This is a genomic window from Streptomyces musisoli (assembly GCF_016741855.1).
Taxonomy (GTDB): Bacteria; Actinomycetota; Actinomycetes; order Streptomycetales; family Streptomycetaceae; genus Streptomyces; species Streptomyces musisoli.
The window spans coordinates 251128-270728 of sequence record NZ_JAERRH010000002.1 but is presented as its reverse complement, the minus strand read 5'-3'; the positions used below and the strand labels follow the sequence as shown (position 1 = coordinate 270728).

Annotated in this window: 19 protein-coding genes; 9 read left to right on the top strand and 10 right to left on the bottom strand. The window is 74.3% G+C overall.

Features of this window, described 5'->3' with window-relative positions; translation table 11 throughout:
* Positions 1 to 3 precede the first annotated feature (3 nt).
* From JK361_RS05160 to JK361_RS05145, 4 genes are read right to left on the bottom strand one after another with little or no spacing between them, the layout of a single operon-like run.
* On the bottom strand, positions 4 to 741 hold the full coding sequence (locus JK361_RS05160; RefSeq protein ID WP_201814457.1) for an MnhB domain-containing protein: 738 nt from the start codon (positions 739 to 741) through the stop codon (positions 4 to 6).
* Positions 738 to 998, bottom strand: a complete 261-nt coding sequence (locus tag JK361_RS05155) for a Na(+)/H(+) antiporter subunit B (protein ID WP_201814456.1) — start codon at positions 996 to 998, stop codon at positions 738 to 740. The genes JK361_RS05160 and JK361_RS05155 overlap by 4 nt, the downstream gene beginning before the upstream one ends.
* Positions 999 to 1019: 21 nt before the next feature.
* Positions 1020 to 1472 carry an MrpF/PhaF family protein gene (locus JK361_RS05150; RefSeq protein ID WP_201814455.1) on the bottom strand — a complete coding sequence of 151 codons (453 nt, stop codon included), beginning with the start codon at positions 1470 to 1472 and terminating at the stop codon, positions 1020 to 1022.
* Entirely contained in the window at positions 1469 to 1663 is a 195-nt protein-coding gene (locus JK361_RS05145) for a hypothetical protein (protein WP_201814454.1), read from the bottom strand. Before JK361_RS05145 ends, JK361_RS05150 begins: the two co-directional genes overlap by 4 nt.
* Before the next feature lie 236 nt (positions 1664 to 1899).
* On the opposite strand from JK361_RS05145, the gene JK361_RS40990 reads away from it, so the two are divergent.
* Both JK361_RS40990 and JK361_RS05135 read left to right on the top strand, forming a co-directional pair.
* Positions 1900 to 2583, top strand: a complete 684-nt coding sequence (locus tag JK361_RS40990) for a VanZ family protein (protein WP_236052494.1) — start codon at positions 1900 to 1902, stop codon at positions 2581 to 2583.
* 93 nt (positions 2584 to 2676) lie between these two features.
* Positions 2677 to 3909 carry a ricin-type beta-trefoil lectin domain protein gene (locus tag JK361_RS05135; protein WP_201814453.1) on the top strand — a complete coding sequence of 411 codons (1233 nt, stop codon included), beginning with the start codon at positions 2677 to 2679 and terminating at the stop codon, positions 3907 to 3909.
* 21 nt (positions 3910 to 3930) lie between these two features.
* On the opposite strand, the gene JK361_RS05130 is transcribed toward JK361_RS05135, so the two are convergent.
* From JK361_RS05130 to JK361_RS05120, 3 genes are read right to left on the bottom strand one after another with little or no spacing between them, the layout of a single operon-like run.
* A complete protein-coding gene (locus JK361_RS05130) occupies positions 3931 to 4176 on the bottom strand; it encodes a hypothetical protein (RefSeq protein WP_201814452.1) in 246 nt (81 codons plus the stop codon).
* 35 nt (positions 4177 to 4211) lie between these two features.
* The gene (locus JK361_RS05125; RefSeq protein WP_201814451.1) at positions 4212 to 5237 is read right to left on the bottom strand and encodes a DNA topoisomerase IB; all 1026 of its coding nucleotides are present in this window, start codon (positions 5235 to 5237) and stop codon (positions 4212 to 4214) included.
* Positions 5238 to 5244: 7 nt separating this feature from the next.
* Positions 5245 to 6033 carry an SDR family oxidoreductase gene (locus JK361_RS05120; RefSeq protein WP_201814450.1) on the bottom strand — a complete coding sequence of 263 codons (789 nt, stop codon included), beginning with the start codon at positions 6031 to 6033 and terminating at the stop codon, positions 5245 to 5247.
* A 217-nt stretch (positions 6034 to 6250) separates the two neighbouring features.
* Between JK361_RS05120 and JK361_RS05115 the strand changes: the two genes are divergently transcribed.
* The 4 genes from JK361_RS05115 to JK361_RS05100 all read left to right on the top strand — a co-directional run bounded on the left by JK361_RS05115 (position 6251) and on the right by JK361_RS05100 (position 9722).
* Positions 6251 to 7294 carry a PHP domain-containing protein gene (locus tag JK361_RS05115; RefSeq protein WP_201814449.1) on the top strand — a complete coding sequence of 348 codons (1044 nt, stop codon included), beginning with the start codon at positions 6251 to 6253 and terminating at the stop codon, positions 7292 to 7294.
* A gap of 51 nt (positions 7295 to 7345) precedes the next feature.
* Positions 7346 to 8002, top strand: coding sequence for an HAD family hydrolase (locus tag JK361_RS05110; protein WP_201814448.1), 657 nt, complete (start codon positions 7346 to 7348; stop codon positions 8000 to 8002).
* A gap of 393 nt (positions 8003 to 8395) precedes the next feature.
* Entirely contained in the window at positions 8396 to 9427 is a 1032-nt protein-coding gene (locus JK361_RS05105) for an SDR family oxidoreductase (protein WP_201814447.1), read from the top strand.
* Positions 9428 to 9467: 40 nt separating this feature from the next.
* Entirely contained in the window at positions 9468 to 9722 is a 255-nt protein-coding gene (locus tag JK361_RS05100) for a hypothetical protein (RefSeq protein ID WP_201814446.1), read from the top strand.
* Between the two features lie 139 nt (positions 9723 to 9861).
* Here JK361_RS05100 and JK361_RS05095 read toward each other — a convergent pair whose 3' ends face one another.
* The 3 genes from JK361_RS05095 to JK361_RS05085 form a co-directional block, all read right to left on the bottom strand.
* Entirely contained in the window at positions 9862 to 10581 is a 720-nt protein-coding gene (locus tag JK361_RS05095) for an alpha/beta fold hydrolase (protein WP_201814445.1), read from the bottom strand.
* A 262-nt stretch (positions 10582 to 10843) separates the two neighbouring features.
* On the bottom strand, positions 10844 to 12133 hold the full coding sequence (locus JK361_RS05090) for an ROK family transcriptional regulator (protein ID WP_201814444.1): 1290 nt from the start codon (positions 12131 to 12133) through the stop codon (positions 10844 to 10846).
* Positions 12134 to 12450: 317 nt separating this feature from the next.
* A complete protein-coding gene (locus JK361_RS05085) occupies positions 12451 to 15648 on the bottom strand; it encodes a bifunctional cytochrome P450/NADPH--P450 reductase (protein WP_201814443.1) in 3198 nt (1065 codons plus the stop codon).
* A 564-nt stretch (positions 15649 to 16212) separates the two neighbouring features.
* Here JK361_RS05085 and JK361_RS05080 point away from each other — a divergent pair.
* The 3 genes from JK361_RS05080 to JK361_RS05070 all read left to right on the top strand — a co-directional run bounded on the left by JK361_RS05080 (position 16213) and on the right by JK361_RS05070 (position 19556).
* The gene (locus JK361_RS05080) at positions 16213 to 16860 is read left to right on the top strand and encodes a PAS domain-containing protein (RefSeq protein ID WP_201814442.1); all 648 of its coding nucleotides are present in this window, start codon (positions 16213 to 16215) and stop codon (positions 16858 to 16860) included.
* A 590-nt stretch (positions 16861 to 17450) separates the two neighbouring features.
* Positions 17451 to 17945 carry an FBP domain-containing protein gene (locus tag JK361_RS05075; protein ID WP_201814441.1) on the top strand — a complete coding sequence of 165 codons (495 nt, stop codon included), beginning with the start codon at positions 17451 to 17453 and terminating at the stop codon, positions 17943 to 17945.
* A 357-nt stretch (positions 17946 to 18302) separates the two neighbouring features.
* A complete protein-coding gene (locus JK361_RS05070) occupies positions 18303 to 19556 on the top strand; it encodes an FUSC family protein (RefSeq protein WP_201814440.1) in 1254 nt (417 codons plus the stop codon).
* Positions 19557 to 19601 lie beyond the last annotated feature (45 nt).

Here is a 19601-nt window from a genome sequence, read left to right as displayed (position 1 = left end):
TTCTCAACTTCCTTGCTCCTCCTCGATCTCGACGGCCTGGTCGAGGAAGTGGGCGAGCAGGACGACGACCGCGCTCGCCACCTCCATGCCGATGGCCGCGTTCAGCAGGGGGACGGTGCCGCCGGAGGACAGCGTGTTGAAGGTGCCGTACGGCAGCAGGGTGTTGGCCAGGAACGCGGTGCCGGCCAGGACCGACGCGAGGCCCAGTACGAGGTAGGCGCAGACGGCGACCGCGTCGGAGGTCTCGTAGACGCCGAGCGGGCGTACGCGTTCCAGCGCCCCGTAGTCGGCGCCGAGGTAGAGCAGGTGCAGGGCGGTGGCGGCGACGACCCCGCCCTGGAAGCCGCCGCCGGGACTGAGCTGTCCGTGTGCGACGACGTACAGGCCGGTGACCAGGGCGACGGGCAGCACGAGCAGGGCGTAGCGGCGGACCGGGCGGGCCACCTCGGCGGGTTCGGGCCGGTCCCGGTGCTCGTCGCGGGCCTGGCGCAGCAGCACCACACAGCCGAGGACGGCGGCGAACAGGATGCTCATCTCGCCGAGGGTGTCGTAGGCGCGCTGGTCGAAGTTGACGGAGGAGATGGTGTTGGCGGTGTGCCGGGCGAGGGAGGCCTGGACGGCCCGGTCGCCGTAGGGGTGACGCCGGCCGCCGAAGCCGGGCAGGTCGAGACAGGCGGCGACGAGCAGGGCGGCCAGGCCCGCGCCGCCCACGGCCAGCAGCCACAGCCGCAGCCGGTTCACCGCGCGTCCTCCTTCGGCCGCCCGCGGCGTCTGATCTTGCGCACGCACAGCATGATCAGCAGCGGGGTCAGCGCGGAACCGACGGCCAGTTGGGACAGGCCCACGTCCGGGGCCTGCAGCACGGTGAACAGCGCGGCCAGCAGCACGCCGAGGACGGACAGCACCAGCGCCTGGCGGGCGGGGTCGCGCTGGACCACGGCCGCGGTGGCACAGGCGGCCACCAGCAGCAGGACAACGACGATCACCGCGTCGGACACAGTGTGTCTCCCCTCAGCCCGTCAGCCACCCCGCACCCCTCGGAACCCGCCGGCCAGCGCCCGCGAGGCGATCACGTTGCCGCTGATCAGCAGGGCGCCGACCACCAGCAGCTTCACCATCGCCCGGCCCGGCCCGACGGCCACGCACAGCGCCACGACGGCCGCCGCGCCCAGCCCGGCCGCCGTCCAGGTCAGAGCCCAGGCGCTCGCACCCTCCTCGGACAGGTCGTCGCAGAGCAGCCGGGCGAAGACGAGCGTGCCGACCGGCCCGAGCAGCGCCAGCAGCAGGGCGAGGTCGACGTAGGCCGGGCGGCCGTAGCCCTGGGACAGGAGCAGCAGGGCCGGGCAGACGGCGGAGGTGGCCAGGTTCTGGGCGATCACCCGACGGGCCGGCGGCCCGGTGGTCACGCCCCACAGCACCGCTGCCCCTCCCCCGCCCAGTGCGACGGTCGCCGCGAGGATCCAGCCGTTCACCGCCAGGTCACCGCCCGCCGGCCGAGCCGGGCCAGGATCGCGCCCACGGCGGCGCAGCTCGCGCCGACGATCCGTTCCAGGGTGTCGACCGACGAGATCAGCACCAGCCACAGCAGGGCCAGGGCGGCCCACCAGGCGAGGAGTTCACCGGCGGCGAGGAGGACCGCACGGGGGGCCGTACGACGGGTCATGCGGCACCTCCTCGGCCCGTTGCGCATGGGTAAGCGGCGATATGTCCGATGTGCCGCTGAGGGCATCCAAGCACCGCCCGCCCCGGGCGGGAGCGGCGGCACGCGGGTCCGCACCCGGAGTGCCCCGGAGGCGTGAACGGAAACCCGGGTGTGCGCCCGGCGCTCCGGGAGGGCCGGCATCCCGGCTCCGATGCCGGGTAACCGCCCTACCAATCGGCGAAGTTGAGGAGGACCGAATGGCCCGGACCCTGCCGCGTCTGCCCGCGGCCCTGCGCATCCCCGGGAAGCGGGAGCCGGCAGGACCGGCCCGTTCCGCCCCGCGCCTGCCCGCAGCGCTGCGCCGCTCCCGCAAGCGGCAGCGCACAGAGCCGACCCCGGCCCGCCGCCGCCTGCCGGCCGCGCTGCGCCGCTCCCGGAAGGCGGAGGCGCAGCCCGGTTCGCCGGTGGTGCGGCACGCGCTCCCCCTGCCGGTCCGGCTGCTGGCGATGCTGGTCGCCTTCGCGTGCATGGTGGCGTTCGCCGTGGTCCTGGCCCGCCTCACCCTGCAACCGTCCCCGGCCTCGGTGCCGCTGACGCACAGCAACCTGCACCCCGGCCGCTCGCTGAACGCCTACCTGGAGCAGGGACAGTTCCGGGACACCGTCAAGCAGATCGGCGGGAACCTGCTGCTCGGTGTGCCGTTCGGGGTGCTGGTGCCGGTGCTCGCCCCGCGCGCCCGGGGGGTGCTGCGGGTGCTGGGCCTCACGGCGCTGGTGATGCTGATGGTGGAACTCGCGCAGGGCGCGCTGGTCACCGGGCGGGCCTTCGACATCGACGACGTCATCCTCAACACGGCCGGGGCGCTGCTGGGTTGGCTGCTGCTGGGGCGGCGGCTCGGACACGGGGTGCACCGGCGCGTGCGGCGGCCGTCGGCCGAGTGATCGTCAGGATCCGGTCCGGACCAAGGTATTGACTGCCTCTTATCTCACTCCTTAAATCAAGAGGCGTCATTCCCCCCACCGGAACGGAGAGCCATGGCCTCCCCCCGCCTGCTCCGCAGATGTCTTCTGGCCGTCCTGTCGGCCGCACTGGTCGGATCCGTCGCCGTCGGCCCGGCGCGGGCCCGGACCGCCGCCCCGGCGGCGGCGGCCGTCACCACCTTCTCCGACTCCTTCGACGGGCCCGCGGGCTCGGCCGTCGACGGCTCGAAGTGGACACTGGAGACCGGAGACAACGTCAACAACCACGAGCGGCAGTACTACACCTCGGGTACGAAGAACGCGGCCCTGGACGGCCAGGGCCATCTGGTGATCACGGCCCGCAAGGAAAATCCGGCCGGCTATCAGTGCTGGTACGGAAGCTGCCAGTACACCTCCGCGCGGCTGAACACCGCCGGGAAGTTCGACGCCCGGTACGGCCATGTCGAGGCGCGCATGAAGATCCCGCGCGGGCAGGGCATGTGGCCGGCGTTCTGGATGCTCGGCACCCCGGTCAACTGGCCGGACTCGGGCGAGATCGACGTGATGGAGAACGTCGGCTTCGAGCCCTCGACCGTGCACGGCACCATCCACGGCCCCGGCTACTCCGGCTCGGGCGGCATAGGCGCGCCCTACTCGCTGCCGAACGGGCAGGCCTTCGCGGACGCATTCCACACCTTCGCCGTCGACTGGGCCCCCGACTCGATCACCTGGTCGGTGGACGGGAACGTCTACCAGCGGCGCACCCCCGCCGACCTGGGCGGGAAGACCTGGGTGTTCAACAAGCCGTTCTTCCTGATCCTGAACCTCGCGGTCGGCGGCTACTGGCCCGGCGACCCGGACGGCTCCACCCGGCTCCCGCAGCAGCTGGTCGTGGACTCGGTGTCGGTGACGACGAGCGACGGCGCCGCCGGGGTGCCCCTCCGGGGGCTCGCGGGCAAGTGCGTGGACGTGGCCGGCGCGAACCCCGCGAACGGCACCCCGGTCCAGCTCTACGACTGCAACGGCACGGGGGCGCAGGCGTGGACCGTCGGCTCGGACGGCACGCTGCGGGCGCTCGGCAAGTGCCTGGACGTCACGGGCAACGGCACGGCGGACGGCTCGACCGTCCAGCTGTGGGACTGCACCGGCGGTCCCAATGAGAAGTGGACCGTCACGGGGGCGCACGACATCGTCAACCCGCAGGCGGACAAGTGCCTCGACGTCACCGGGAACAACTCGGCCAACGGGACGCGGCTGCAGATCTGGACCTGCACGGGCGGCGCCAACCAGAAGTGGACCGTCGGCTGAGCCGTCCGCCCGGTGCACCGTTCAGTGCACCCTCCAGGTGTACTTGTCGCCGCCCACGAAGCGGACCACGTCCGGGTCGTCGAGATCGTGAATGGTGATGCCGTAGGAGGCGGCCGCCTCCAGGACGTCGGTGACGGTCCTGGCCTCACCGACCACCTGACCGTCGATCTCCATGATCCGGAACGGCGGCTCACCCGGCTTGCCGGGGCACACGCCGAGGACCAGGATCCGCGGACGGGCGATGTGCGGAGCTCCTTGTTCGGTCATGTCATCGAGGGTAGAACGCAACCCGCCCCGACGGGTCATCCACCGGAGCCGTCCAGAAGATCCAGGACGGCGGCTTCGACGGCCCCCTGCGTGGCCGGGCGGCCGAAGTCCCCGTGTTCGCCCAGCCGGGTGAGCACGGGGGTGATGGTCACGCCCTGCTCGAACAGTTCGAAGACCTTCGGATCGATGTACGAGGCCCGGCACACCGCGGGCGTGTTTCCCAGGTAGTGGCTGACCTCGCGAACGGCCCGGGCGGTCTGCCGCCGCCGGGCGGCGTCGCTGGCGCGGGCGCCGTGCGTGACCACGGCGACCGCGACGGCGGCCAGCACGGTGGCGTGCCAGGTGCGGAAGTCCTTGGCGGTGACATCGGTGCCGGACAGCCGGCGCAGGGCCTCGTTGAGGTCGTCGCTGTGCAGGTCGTGCCAGGCGCCGCGCTCGTGGAAGGCGAGGAAGCGCTCCCCGCCGCGCGGGCGGCGCAGCAGGGCGTGGGTGACGGTCCGCACCTGGTCGTCGACGAGGGCGCGCACCGTCTCGACGCCTCCCTTGGCCGGGAAGCTGAACATGACCTCGCCGCGGGCGCAGCTGACGTGCTCGCGGAGCATGGTCGTCAGGCCGTAGGTCTCGCTGGTACGGGTGTGCCGGTCGCTGCCGACGCGGAAGAAGCCGAGGTCGAGCAGGCGTACCGCGCAGGCGGTGACCCGGTCCCGGCTCAGCCCGCGTCCGCCCAGGTCGGCGGCCACCTGGGCGCGCAGCTCGGGCAGGGCCCGCGCGACCTGTCGTACGTGCTCGTGCTTGGCCTTCTCCTGCTCGGCCCGGAACTGCTCGTGGTACAGGTACTGGCGGCGCCCGGCGGCGTCGGTGCCCACGGCCTGGAGGTGACCGTTGGGCCAGGGGCAGATCCACACGTCACGCCAGGCGGGCGGGATGGTCAGGGCGCGGATGCGGGCGACCTGCCCGGGGTCGGTGAGGCGGCCGCCGGTGGCGTCGGTGTAGCGGAAGCCCCGGCCGCTGCGGACGCGTCCGTAGCCGGGGCCGTCGCAGTCGCTGGTCCGCAGTCGCACCGGGGCCTCAGGGCCTGCGCCAGTCGTCGCCGGTCAGATGGGACCCGGCCTGCGGGCCCATCCGCAGCATGCCGCCGTCGACGCTCCAGGAGGCGCCGGTGACGTAGGAGGCGTCCGGGCTCGCGAGGAACGCGATCACCGCGGCGACCTCGCGGGCGTCACCGGGGCGGCCGAGCGGCACGCCGGGGCGGCGCTCGGTGTGCACGTCGGTGTCCTCCTGGCCGGTCATCGGGGTGGCGATCTCGCCGGGTGCGACCGCGTTCACCGTGATGCCGTGCTCGGCCAGCTCCAGGGCCATCACCTGGGTGAGCAGCCCGAGCCCGCCCTTGGCCGCGCAGTACGGGGCCGCGCCGACCCGGGGCTGGTGCTCGTGCACGGAGGTGACGTTGACGATCCGGCCGCCGTCGCCCTGCCGGATCATGCGCCGCGCGGCCCGCTGGCCGAGCAGGAAGGGGCCGACGAGGTCGACGTCCAGGACCCGGCGCACATCCGCCAGGGTAAGGTCGAGGAAGGGCGTCATGGTGCCCGTACCGGCGTTGTTGACCAGGACGTCGATCCGGCCCAGCTCCTCGCACAGGGCGTCCACGGTGTCGGCGGCCCCGGGCAGCCGGGTCAGGTCCAGCTGTGCCACGGCGGCCCGGCGGCCGTGCGCGCGGACCTCCTCGGCCGTCCGCTCGGCGCCCTTCTCGTCGGAGTGCCAGGTGATGCCGATGTCCAGGCCGGCCTCGGCCAGGCGTACGGCGGTGGCGCGGCCGATGCCGCTGTCCGCGCCCGTGACGATCGCTGCGCTCGGCATGGCCGGCTCCTCCCGTGGGTGTGGGCATCGCAGTACCCGGGGGCGGGGACGGCAAACGGGGCCCTCCAGGGGCGGGACGGGCAGACGGGGTCCGCCGGGGACGGGAGGCGAACGGTTCCGCCGTGGACGGGCGGCGCGTCGCCGACCGCGGGTGACCGGCGGCTCGTCGCGCGGTTCCCCGCGCCCCCTGCGGGCGCTGGATGTGAACCTTGGTTCCATGGAACCTGTCGTCGCGCTGGAGCGGATCGCCTTCCTGCTGGAGCGGGCCCTCGCACCCACGTACCGGGTGAAGGCGTTCCGGACCGCCGCCCGGGTGCTCGCCGCGCTGCCGGAGGACGAGGTCGCCGAGCGGGCGGCGGAGGGGACGCTGGAGTCGCTCAAGGGGGTCGGGCCGAAGACCGCGCAGGTGGTGCGGGAGGCGCTGGCCGGTGAGGTGCCCGGTTACCTGCGCAAGCTGGAGGCGGAGGCCGGCGCCCCGCTCGGCGCGGACGTGGCCGGTGCCGGTCTGCGGGCGCTGATCCGCGGGGACTGCCACACGCACTCGGACTGGTCCGACGGCGGCAGCCCGATCGAGGAGATGGGGCGGGCGGCGGCCGAGCTGGGGCACGAGTGGACCGTGCTCACCGACCACTCGCCACGGCTGACCGTGGCGCGCGGTCTGTCGGCCGAGCGGCTGCGCGAGCAGCTGGCCGCGGTGGCGGACCTGAACGCGCGGTGGGCGCCGTTCCGGCTGTTCACCGGCATCGAGTGCGACATCCTCGACGACGGCTCCCTGGACCAGGAACCGGAGCTGCTCCAGCGGCTGGACGTGGTGGTGGTGTCGGTGCACTCCAAGCTGCGGATGGACGCCCGGTCCATGACCCGCCGGATGGTGGCCGCCGTGCGCAATCCGCACGCCGACGTCCTCGGCCACTGCACCGGGCGCCTGGTGACGGGCCGGGGACGGCCGGAATCGCAGTTCGACGCGGACGAGGTGTTCGCCGCGTGCGCCGAGTCGGGGACGGCCGTGGAGATCAACAGCCGTCCGGAGCGGCTGGACCCGCCGCGCCGGCTGCTGCGCCGGGCGGTCGAGGCGGGTGTGCTGTTCTCGGTCGACACCGACGCGCACGCGCCCGGCCAGCTGGACTGGCAGATCCTCGGCTGCGCCCGGGCCGAGGAGTGCGGGGTGCCGTCCGGGCGGGTGGTGACCACCTGGTCGGCCGAGGAGCTGCTGGGCTGGACCCGGGAGGGCCGGGTACCGGCGCGGGCGGTGGGTTCCTGACCTGCCCGGCGTGGTACCCGGCTGCCAGCGAGAGCCAGGAAAGGACCCCGCATGGACCGAGCCGCCGTCTTCGACGTCGACGGAACCCTCGTCGACACCAATCACCTGCACGTCGTCACCTGGTGGGAGGCGTTGCGCCAGGCCGGGCACGACGTGCCCATGCACGCCGTGCACCGGGCCGTCGGCCTGGGCTCCGCGGACCTGATCGCCCACCTGCTGGGCGACGACCGCGACCCGGACCGGGACGGCGAGCTGAGCGCCGCGCACAAGGCGTTGTACGGCCAGTACTTCGACCGGCTCTCCGCCCTGCCGGGCGCCGGGGAACTGCTGCGGCGGCTGCACGGGGACGGCTGGACGGTGGTCCTCGCGACCTCGGCGAGCGGTGCCGAACTGGGCGCGCTGCGCCGGGCGATCGACGCGGACGACGCCATCGCGGGCACGGCGAGCGCCGAGGACGTGCAGGAGGGCAAGCCGGCCCCCGAGCCCGTGGAACACGCGCTGGAGCTGGCCGGGGTGCCGGCCTCGCGGGCGGTGTTCGTCGGGGACACCGTGTGGGACATGCAGGCGGGCGGCAAGGCGGGGGTGCGCTGCGTGGGCGTGCTGTGCGGCGGGATCCCCCGGGCCGACCTGGAGGAGGCGGGGGCGGAGGCGGTCTACGCCGACCCGGCCGATCTGCTGGCGCGGCTGGCCGGGAGCCCGCTCGCCTGACCCGCCCCTCCCGGGTGACGCAGGTCACGGACGGGGCCGGAACACCACGAGGTGGTTGCCCGTTGAACAAACCGTGGGTGCGGATGGGACAGTGTCCCCGGGCCTCACCTTTTGCCCACAGGGACGATCGTTCGGCTGAAGCCCTGTGGAGCCTTTCGCCGAGAGGCGACCGCCATCCGCGCCCACCCCCTGACCGCCCCGGTCGTGATTCCCCCGTCACGGCCGGGGCTCTCTCATGCTCCCTGCGCGGACGGCGCCGCGTGCGCCGGCCCGGCGCCCGCCTGCCGGACCGGGGGCCGCGTGTGCCGGACCTGGGGCCGCGTGTGCCGGACCGGCGCCCGGGTACCCGGCCGATCGTCGCAGCCTCCGCCGTGCCGACGAGAGGAGCCGAAGGTGAGCAGCTCAGCGGGCAGCAGGGTGATCGTGACAGGCGCCACCGGCAATGTCGGGACGAGTGTGGTGCGCCTGCTCTCGGAGGATCCCGGCATCAAGTCGGTGCGGGGACTGGCCCGGCGGACGCCCGAATGGTCGCCGGCGAAGACCGAGTGGTCCGCCGTCGACCTGGCCTCGGACGGGGAGAACCTCGCCGAGCGGTTCGAGGGCGCCGACGCGGTGATCCATCTGGCCTGGGCGTTCCAGCCGACGCACGATCCGGCCACCACCTGGCGGACCAATGTGCTCGGCGGCATCCGGGTGTTCGAGGCGGTCGCCGCGGCCCGGGTTCCGGTGCTGGTGCACGCCTCCTCCGTCGGGGCGTACTCGCCGGGGCCGAAGGACCGCCCGGTGGACGAGTCCTGGCCGACGCACGGCTGGCCGGACGCCGCGTACTGCCGCGAGAAGGCGTACCTGGAGCGCACCCTGGACGTGTTCGAGCGCGACCACCCCGAGGTGCGGGTGGTCCGGATGCGCCCGGCGTTCCTGTTCAAGTGGCAGTCGGCGAGCGAACAGCGGCGCATCTTCGGCGGGCGCTTCCTGCCCGGTCCGCTGGCCCGGCCGGACCTGCTGCCGTTCCTGCCGGACGTCCCGGGCCTCAGGGTGCAGGCGCTGCACACGGACGACGCCGCCGAGGCCTACCGGCTCGCGGTGCACTCGGAGACCGCCCGGGGCGCGTTCAACCTGGCCGCCGATCCCCCGCTGGACGCCGGTGTGCTCGCCGGGCTGCTCGGTGCCCGGCCGGTGCGGCTGCCGCGTACGGCGGCCCGCTCGGCGATCGCCGCCGCCTGGGGGCTGCACCTGCTGCCGGCCTCCCCGCACCTGTTCGACGCCGTGCTGCGACTGCCGCTGATGGACTGTACGCGGGCGCGTACCGAGCTGGGCTGGCAGCCCCGGCGCGCCTCCACCGAGGTGATCCAGGAGTTCCTGGAGGGCCTGCGGCAGGGCGGCGGGATGGAGACCGAGCCGATGCGGGGGCGGAAGGTCGGCTGAACCGACCGCATCCCCTTGTGACGGAGGAGTGAACGAGACCATGGCCGTGCAGCGAGAGCAGGGACCCGGTGGCGGGTCCGGATCCGGCGGGGCTCCGGTGCCCAGGGACATGCCCGATCAGCAGGCCCGTCAGGACGCGGACCCGTGGGACGTCGCCTCGGGGCGTGCGGCCGACGACGAGCCGGACGAGGAGGCGGCGCCGGACCCGGACGAGGCCGGAACGGGTCCGCGCGGCGCCCCCCGGTCGGGCACCGTGCACCCCGAACACCCGACGCCGGAGGAGCCGACGGCCTAGCCGGCCGGGACGGGGCGAATCATCGCAACACCTTCACCCGCCCCTACGGCTCCCGGGAACTGGACGCCGCCCTTCTCCGGCGTCCTGGTCGTCCTGATCACGGCACCGCTCGGCCGGCTCAGCGACATCCCCACCGCTGTCAGGGGGCGGAGAGGGCGGAGGTGGCGATCCGGCCGAGGAGAGTGGCGAGTTGCCGGGGCATGGAGAGGAACGGCGAGTGGCTGCTCGGCAGCCGGTGGACGGAATCGGCGCGTGTGGCGAGTTCGCGTTGCCGGGACGGGTCGAGCGCCTGGTCGCGGTCGCAGACGACGTAGCTGGAGGGCACGGTGCGCCATCCTGCCGTGGTCACCTTCTCCGTGAAGGACCGTAAGCTCTGCGGGCGCAGCCGCGCCACGGCACGGGCGGTATCGGCCTCGGGCACGTCGTGGAAGAGTATCCGCGGGGCGGCCTCGTACGGCGGGGCGAGGTCCGTGCCGTCGTCCGGCACGGGCTTTCCGAGGAACGTGAAGACGCTCTCGCCCTCGTCCAGTTGGAAACCGGCGAGGTACACCGCCTCTACGACGTTCGCGGCGTCCGCGATGGCCTCCGTGGTGGGGACGCCGCCGTAGGAGTGGGCGATCACCACCACCGGACCGTCGATGCGCCGGAGGCTGTCCCGGATGGCATCCGCGTCGTCCAGCATGCCCACCGGCCGGGCGCCGTCGGGCCGGCCGGCCGGGGGATTGGCGCTGGGCAGGTCGACGGCATGGGACCGCCAACCGTCGGCGTCGAGCGCGGCGCGTACGGGGTCCCAGCACCAGGCTCCGTGCCAGCCTCCGTGGACCAGCAGGAAGGTAGGTCGGCCGGTGTCAGCGTTCATGTGCGGTATCCCCTTCGTCCGAGCTGCGGATGGCGCGAGACCGTGGTGCCAAGCGGGCCGCCCCGCCCCTGGGCCGCGGGCGAGTGGCCGCGCCCAGGACTCCCGACGATACTGCGCGGCCCCTGCACCGTCGGCGGCCGGATCACGCGTCCGGGGCGGCAGGCAGGGAGGTGCCCCCATCGCCGGCCCCGCTCCCTGATCCGGCCGGGTCTGGACGAAGGACCCTGGGTGGGCCCGGCACCGGCGGCGCCGCTAAGTTCCCTCAGTGCGGGGCGCGTTCGCGGAGCGCCGCCCGCCAGGCGGGCAGCCGGTCCTGGGTGGCCGGCTCGGGGCGCCGGCCGCCGCCGGCGAAGAAGTCGGCCAGCGGCAGGATCGCGGCGCCGACGGTGACCGCGTCCGGGCCGAGCCGGCCGAGGTCGATGGTCACCTTGTCGGCCGGATGGCGCAGCGCGTACGTCGCCGCGTGCCGGCGGACGGCCGGCAGGAAGCGCGTGCCGAGCTGGAGCCCGGCCCAGCCGCCGATGAGGATGCGCTCGGGCTGGAAGAGGTTGATCAGGTCGGACAGGCCGGCGCCGAGGTACTCGGCGGTCTCCTCCAGGACGGCCAGCGCGACCGGGTCGGGTGCGGTGCCCTCGGACGGGTAGGCGGCGGCGAGCATCGCGGTGAGCGCGGTCTCCTCGTCCGTGCCCTCCGGCGGCCGGCCGCCCTCCTCGCGCCAGCGGGCGAGCAGCGACTCGGCGCCGGCGTAGGCCTCCAGGCAGCCGGGGGCACCGCAGCGGCAGCGGCGCCCGCGTACCCGTACCGTCAGGTGGCCCCACTCCACGGCCCGGCCGTGCTCCACCTCGGGGGTGACCAGGCAGGCGCCGACACCGGAGCCGAAGAGCACGACCACGGCGTTGCGGGCGCCGCGCCCCGCGCCGAACCACATCTCCGCCTGGCCGAGGGTCTTGGCGCCGTTGTCGATGAAGTACGGCACCCCCTCGGGGAGCGGGGAGGACGAGCGGAGCAGCCGCTCCAGCGGGACCGCGTCCCAGCCGATGGTCTGGCCGTGGACGACGGCGCCCCGGTCCGGGGTGTGCTCGACGATGCCGGGGACGCCGATGCCCACGCCGAGCAGCCGGTCGGGGGCGGCCTCCTCGGCGGTGAGGACCTCGGCGACGCCGTCGCGGATGTGGCCGGCGATGACCTCGGCGTCGTAGCCCTGCGGTGCCAGGGGGCGCTCGACGCGGGCGAGTTCGGTCAGGGCCAGGTCGAACAGCTCGACCCGGACGCGGGTCTCGCCCACGTCGACGCCGATCATCTGGCCGCTGTGCGGGGCGACGCGCAGCAGGGTGCGGGGCCGGCCGCCGTCGGAGTCGACGCTGCCGGCCTCCTCGACCAGCCCGTCGGCGATCAGGTCCGCGACCACGTTGCTGACCGAGCCGGAGCTGAGTCCGGTGGCCGGGCCCAGCTCGAATCGGCTGAGCGGGCCGTCGAAGTACAGCCGCTGGAGCACCGCCGTGCGGTTGCCTCGTCTCAGGTCGCGTACCGTGCGCCCGTTGCGCCCCGCCATGTGGCTCCCTTCACGAACCGTGCCCGACCTGCAACATACCCCTTCGGGCAGCCGGGGCGCGACATTCCCACAAACCTTAGTTCACGCCATGAGCAAAGAGGGGCGTCACCGGATGCCGTCCACGGCGGCGCGGGACCGTCGCCGAGGGGCGCACGGCGGGCGGGCGGGCCTGGGGCCGTCGCCGAGGGGCGCACGGCGGCCGGGCGGGCTGGGGCCGTCGCCGAGGGGGCGCGCGGCGGGCGGGCGGTGTGCCCGTCGCGTCCGAGGCTCGTCGCGCCCGCTCCTCCGCGTCGCCCACCGTGCGCCTCCCCCGCGGCTCAGCCCGCCGCGTAGACGTCCTCCACGTAGCGCCCGTCCGCCACCAGCGTGTCGAGCCACCTCTGGGCAGCCGTCTCGTCGGTGCCGGGGGTGCGTTCCCGGTACAGGGTACGGAACGCCTCGCGGACGCCGGGTGCCATGCGGGCGCCGTCGCCGCAGACGTAGACCCGCGCCCCGGCCGTGAGCAGCCGCCACACCTCGTCGGCCTCGGCGGCGATGCGGTGCTGGACGAAGGCGGCGCCGTTCTCGGGGGCGGCACTGAAGGCGGGGCGCAGGGACACGGCTCCGGCCCGCTCGGCAGCCCGCAGTTCGTCGGCGTGCAGATAGTCGGCGCCGGGGGCGTCGCAGCCGAAGTAGAGGAGCGCGGAAGGGAGTTCGGCGCCCGCGCGGCGGGTGGCCAGGCGGTCGGCGACGGCACCACGGAACGGCGCGAGCCCGGTGCCCGCGGCGACCATCACGACCGGTGCCGAGCCGTCGATCCGGAACGCCTCGCGGCAGGGCTGGACGCGGGCGTACACGGTGTCGCCGGGCCGCAGGGAGGCGAGGTGGCCGGATCCGGTGCCGCGGTACCGGCCCTTGCCGGACCGGGCGGGGGCGTCGAGCACGGACACCATGAGGTCCGCGTGGCGGGGGCCGGCCGCGGGCGCGGAGGAGATGGAGTAGTGGCGGGGGCGCAGCGGAGTCAGCAGGTCGAGCAGGAGCGGCCAGCCGAGGGCACCGCGCAGCGCCGGGTGGTCCTCGGCCAGCTCGACCAGGGTGCGCGGATCGTCGCCGGTCAGGGCGGCGAGGGCGGCACGCTCGGGCGGGCAGGGGTTGGCCTCGGCGAGGAGGTCACGCTGCCGCTGTGTCGGCCGTTCCTGCAACTCAACATGGAGCGTGAGGAGTTCACGTGCCGTCAACGGGCGGTCGACGGCGAGCCCGCCGGCCCGCTCCGCCGCGTTCGGGCGGGGGCGGGTGGGCCGGATGTCCAGGACGGCGTCCGCCTCGAGGCCGAACGCGGCGAGGGCGCGGTCCACCGGCTCCGGGGCGTTGGCGGGCAGCACGGTCAGGTGGTCGGCGGTGCGGTAGGTGACGCCCTCGGGCAGGGCGATGCGCAGGAACCGCTTGGTGCGCGGGTGGTCCGGGGCGGTGAGGTCGTACGCCTCGGTGACCGTCATCGGGACCAGGCCGTGCCGTTCGGCGAGGGCGTCCAGCGGGCCCCCGGTGAGGGTGCGCACCGCGTAGGCGTGGGCGGGCTCGGCCGGGGTGTCGGTCCCGGCGTCGGGGTCGCCGTACCTCTGGAGGAGCGCGGTGCGCAGCCGGGTCGTGAACTCCCCTACGGTGCCGGTGAGATCGCCGGAGGCGTCGGCGGCGGCGCGGTCGGTGAGCCGGGCGGCTCCGAGTTCGGCGAGCCGGGCGTCGACGCGCGTGGGGACCTGCTGGTAGGTGGCGGCCCAGTTGCGGTCGCCGACGCCGAGGACGGCGTAGGTGACGCCGGTCAGGTCGGGGGTGCCGTCGAGCCAGGCGGTGAACGCGACGGCGTCGTCGGTGGGGCGGCCGTTGTAGGAGGCGGCGGTGATGACGACGGGCCGGTCGGTGGGCAGGCCGTCCGCGTAGGCGTCCAGGGCGGCTACCTCGGTGGCGCAGCCGACGGCCGCGGCCTCGTCGGCGAGTCGGGCGGCGAAGTCCCGGCAGGTGCCGTAGTTGCTGCCGTGCAGGAACAGGGCGCGGGTGCCGGGGCGGACCCGGGCCGGGAGGGCGTCCGGGGCCGGGGGCTGCGCGGCCTGCGCGGGAGCGGCGCCGGGCAGCGGGGCGTGGCGGCGGTCGTCCGGGGTGCGCGGGGTGAGCGTGAGGGTGAAGCCCTCGGGCTTGAGGGTCAGGGTCTCCTTCACGGTGAGCCGGTAGCCGGTGTGGTCGTGCAGCCGGTAGCGGTGGACCAGCAGGGCGAGCAGCATAGTCGCCTCGTGCAGCGCGAACTGCCGCCCGATGCAGGCGCGTTCACCGGTGCCGAACGGCTTGAACGCGTGCACGGGGCGGGCCGCCTCGGCCTCCGGGGTGAACCGCTCGGGGTCGAACAGCTCCGGGTTGTCGCCCCAGACGGGCCGGCGGTGCAGCATGGGCGCGAGCACGGTGACGGCCTGTCCGGCGCGCAGCGGGATCCGGCCGCCGAGCAGGGTGTCCTCGCGGGCGTGCCGGCTGAACGCGGCGGCCGTCGGCCACAGCCGCAGCGCCTCGTTGAGGACCTGGCGGGTGTAGGTGAGCCGGCCGATGTCGTCGTACGTCGGCTCCGGGTCGGGCGTGTCGCCCCACAGCGCGTCGGCCTCGCGCTGCACGAGCCGGAGTACGGCGGGGTGTTTGGCGAGGTAGTACAGGGCGAAGGACATCGCGCCGGAGGTGGTCTCGTGACCGGCGATCAGGAAGGTGATGACCTGGTTGCGGATGTTGGCCGCGTCCAGGGTGGTGCCCTCGGCCGGGTGCGGGGCGCTGAGCATCAGCCCGAGCAGATCCTCGGCGCCGCTCTGGTCGGTGCCGGTGCGGGCGGCGATGACGTCGTCCACGACCTGGGCGAGGTAGCCGGCGTCGGCCCGGAAGGACGCGTCGGCCGCCGAGTGGTCCTCGCCCGGGGTGCGGGCCGGACGGGCCATGCTCCACTCCAGGCAGCGGACCATCGACCGCACGAAGGGATGCGGTTCGTCGCGTTCGAAGGAGCCGAAGTCGTAGTCGAACCCCGCCAGTCCGATCGTGTCCAGCGTCATGCGGGTCATGTCCTCGGGCACGTCTACGGGCCGTCCGTCCAGGGCCGCGCGGTCCCAGGAGTCGATGAGCCGCCGCGCCACCCGCAGCATCGCGGGGTGGTAGGTGCGCATCGAGCCGAGGGCGAAGGCGGGCATCAGGATGTCGTGCGCCTTGGCCCAGTTGGGTTCGTCGTTGTACGCCGTGAACAGGCCGTCGGCGGCGAACTCCCGTACGTTCTCCAGGGCGGGGCCGATGTGTTTGGCGAACCGCTCCTCGTCGGCCAGGTCGGCTACCAGGTCCGCGTCGGCGACGAACATCGCGTCCCGGCCGTGCAGCCGGCGCACCAGCACCGGGCCGTGGGTCCGCATGAGCTCCATGACCTGCTGGATGGGGGTGCGGCCGGGGCCGGTGGCGGTGATGTCCACGACGGGGATGCCGGGCAGGGTGCCGGACGGCTCGGGGTGCGGTGCGGTGGGGGGCATGACGCGACAACTGCCTTTCGTGGAGGCGGACGTACGGCTTCCAGGGTGGTCGACGGGCAGACCGCGCCTACGCCACGGCACTACACGATCGTGCAGTGGAAAGTGGACGCCGGGGCTTGCGCGGGTCGGCCGAGGCGGCAGGGGCACGCCACGAGGGCGGGACGAGGGGCGGCCGGCTTGCGGGGGGCCGGGTGAGTCGGCACGGGGCACACCGAAGGTCCGGACACGTGAGCCACGGGGTTTGCCGAGGCGGCACGGGCAGCCCCGAGGGTCGGGGACCGGAGGCGGCCGGCTTGCGGGGCTTGCCGAGGCGGCACGGGCACACCGCGAGGCCGGGCGCATGGACCACGTGGCTTGCGCAGGTGGGCCGACGGTGCACGGGCACGCCCCGTCCGGCGTGCCGAACTGCCGCACCGGGTCTCGGCCGGCCCGTGCGGGCACGGCCGTCCGCTCCGTCGAGTTGCCGCTGACCTGCGTCTTCCCCTTTGATGGCGGGCGGCCGACCAACCGGGAGGCGGCATGGGGCGGCCCGGAAGGTGGCATGGCAGCGGCCCGGGAGGTGGCATGGCAGCGGCGCAGGCCGACGCGGTGGTGTGGCGCAACCGCGCGCTGATGGTGTTCGACCGGGTGTCGGTACCGGTCGCGGTGTGCGACGTGTACGGCCAGGTGGTGCTGGCGAACCCGGCGATGGCCGCGGAGTGCGGTACGACCCCGGGCCGGCTGCGCGGCCGGCAGGTGCTGGAGCTGTTCCGGCCGCAGGAGGCGACCCAGGTGGAGCGGATCGTCGAGGCGCTGCGGCTGCGGCACCGCTCCCGCTACCAGGTGTCGGTGTGCTGGCGCGCGCCCGGCGGGGCCGAGCGGCACGGGGAGCTGACGGCGGATCCGGTGAGCGACAGCGTGCACGAGACGCCGGCGCTGCTGGTGATGCTGCGCGTGCTGGGCGAGCGCCCGGCACCCGCGCCGGAGCCGGCGCGGGTCAGTGCGGTGGAGCGGCAGGTGCTGGTACTGCTGGCCGGGGGCGCGACCTCCGCCCGCGCCGCCCGCGAACTGGGCCTCAGCAAGGACGGCCTCACCTATCACCTGCGGCGCCTGTCGGCACGGTGGGGCGCGGCCAACCGCACCGAACTGGTCGCCCGCGCCTACGCCTTCGGCGTGCTGACCCCCGGAGTCTGGCCCCCGGAGGCGAGAGCAACCGAGGCGGAGGAGGAGTAGCCGGCGCGCGCACCGGGGGAAACGGGGAGGGCATCGGCGCCGGTGCAGCAGATGCACGCAAGGGGGGCAACGCCGAGGCGCATGCAGGGCGCCGGTGCCGGAGACGCGCGCAAGCGGCTGCGGAGGCGCGCGAGGGTGCCGGTGCCGGCCGGAGACGCACGCAACGGCGGCGGCGCGTTCTGGGTGCCGGAGATGCACGCAGAGTGCCGGTGCCGGAGGCGCGCGCAGGGCGCCGATGCTGGAGGCGCGCGCAGGGCGCCGATGCTGGAGGCGCGCGCATGGGCGGCGGCACCGGAGAGGTACGCGCAGCGGGGCGGTGGCGATGCCCGGAGGCGCGTGAAGGTGCCGGTGCCGGGGACGCGCGCAGGTGGCGCCGGCTTCCCTGCTCCGCGGTGCGGACGGCGCCGACATGCACGGCAGTACGGCGGGGGCAGACCGCACGCGCCGCGACGTGGCCCGGTCCCCGGCGGGCGTGTGGCGGCGGCCCGCCCCGGAAATCCATTGGCCCACCCCGCTTCGGCTAAATACGATAGCTGTCTACCTAGGGTCCCTAGGTACGAATAGCTATGGAATCCGGAAGGACCCCTCCCATGAAGTCGCTCACCGAGCAGGACATCCGCAACTCGTTCATCAACTGCTCCAAGGGCGAGGCGAAGCGGCTGGCCGTCCCGCGTGATCTCGGTGAACGCCCCTGGGACGACCTGGACTTCCTCGGCTGGCGCGACCCCGGGGCCCCCGACCGCAGCTACCTGGTCACCGAACGGGACGGCGGGCTCGCCGGCATCGCCCTGCGCTTCCCGGCCTCGCAGCGCGGCTTCCTGCACCGCAGCATGTGCTCGCTCTGCCTGACCACGCATCCCGGCGGCGGGGTGTCGCTGATGACCGCCCGGAAGGCCGGGGCGGCGGGCCGCGAGGGCAACTCGGTCGGGCTGTACATGTGCACGGACCTGGCGTGTTCGCTGTACGTGCGCGGCAGGAAGGTCCCCGAGTCGGGCGCCCGGTTCGAGGAGAGCCTGACCCTGGAGGAGCAGATCGCCCGCACGAGGAACAATCTGTCCGCCTTCGTGGACAAGCTGTACGCGTGATCACCGTTCGCCCCACACCGGGCACGCCCTGGCTGTTGCTGCCCCGGGTACGCCCGCACCCTCCCGGCACGCCCTCGCCTTCCCAGGCACGCCCGCACCCTCCCCCGCACGCCGGCTCCCTCCCCCGCACGCCCCGCTCCCTCCCAGGCGCGGCGCCGCCGCGGCCGGGAGGTGCGGTGCGGAGGTTCCCCGAAGGTGGCCGGTTATCGGCTGCACAACGGGCGCGCCGGCTTCCCCGTGAGGCCCGCGCCCGAGGGTGACGCCTCGGCCACCTGGCCCTACGCGAACACGCACGACCGGAAATAGCCTGCAAACGGCCACGTTCGATGCACCCGATGAGTGGGAACAGGCCAAGGGATGCTCGACGTACGAAAGTGGACCACGGGAGCGCTGCGTCTGGTGCGGCGCCGCCGGGAACCCGTGGTCGTCCAGACACTGCGCTCGGCCGCGGCCGCCACGGTCGCCTATGTCATCGCGCTCCGGCTGAGCCCCGAGCCGGCCCCGCTCACCGCACCGCTGACCGCGCTGCTGGTCGTCCAGGTGACCTTCTACGCCACGCTCACCAACGGCATCCGCCGGGTGAACTCTGTGGTGGCCGGTGTACTGGTCGCCATCGCCTTCAGCGTGCTGGTGGGCCTGACCTGGTGGAGCCTCGCGCTGCTGATCGTCGCGTCGCTGGCCGTGGGGCACCTGGTGCGTGTCGACGAGTACGTGGCCGAGGTGGCGATCAGCGCGATGCTGGTGCTCGGGGTCACCACGGTCGGGTTCACCGCGTGGGCGCGGATCGTGGAGACGCTGATCGGCGCGGTCGTCGGCACCGCCTGCAACCTGCTGCTGCCCCCGCCCGTCTGGGTGGACAAGGCGGGCGAGTCCATCGAGGACCTGGCACGGCGGGTGCGGCAGCTGATGCTGCGGATGGGTGAGGAGGCCGCGGGCCGGATCCCCTGGCAGCGGGCGGCCGAGCGGCTGCACGAGGCCCGCCGGCTGGACCACGACATCGTCCGGGTGGACGCGGCGCTGCGGCAGGCCGAGGACAGCCTGCGGCTCAATCCGCGGGTGAAGGAGGGGCTGCTGCACCGGGTGGTGCTGCGCACCGGCCTGGACACGCTGGAGATCTGCACGGTGGTGCTGCGGGTGCTGGCCCGTTCGTTCACGGACCTGGCGAAGGCCCGGGGGTCCGAGGACCTGTTCCCGGCCCGGGTGGGGGCGACCGTGGAGCAGCTGCTGTCGGAGATCGCCGACGCGGTGGTCAGCTTCGCCGTGCTGGTGACCACCGATCTGAGCGAGAACGCCGAGTCGGCGGAGGCCCGGCTGTCGGCCGAGCTGCACACGGCGGCGGGCACCCGGGACCGGCTGGGCGAGCTGCTCCGGGAGGAGATCGCCGAGGACTGGACGAACTGGCAGCTGCTGGGGGCCGTGCTGACCGAGACCACCAGGATCATCGACGAACTGAACACCGAGCACCGCACCCGCCGCCTGCTGGAGGAGCTGGACCGGGTCTCCCGGGAGCAGCGGGCGAAGCTCCCCCGGATGGCCCGGCTGCGCGACCGGCTCGGCGTCCAGGAGGAGCTGTGGCGGAACCGCGCGGGGTTCGGTGAGCGTTATCGCTGAGTGAGGCGCCGGGGTGAGCCGGCGCGGGAAGCGAAGGGGCGGGCG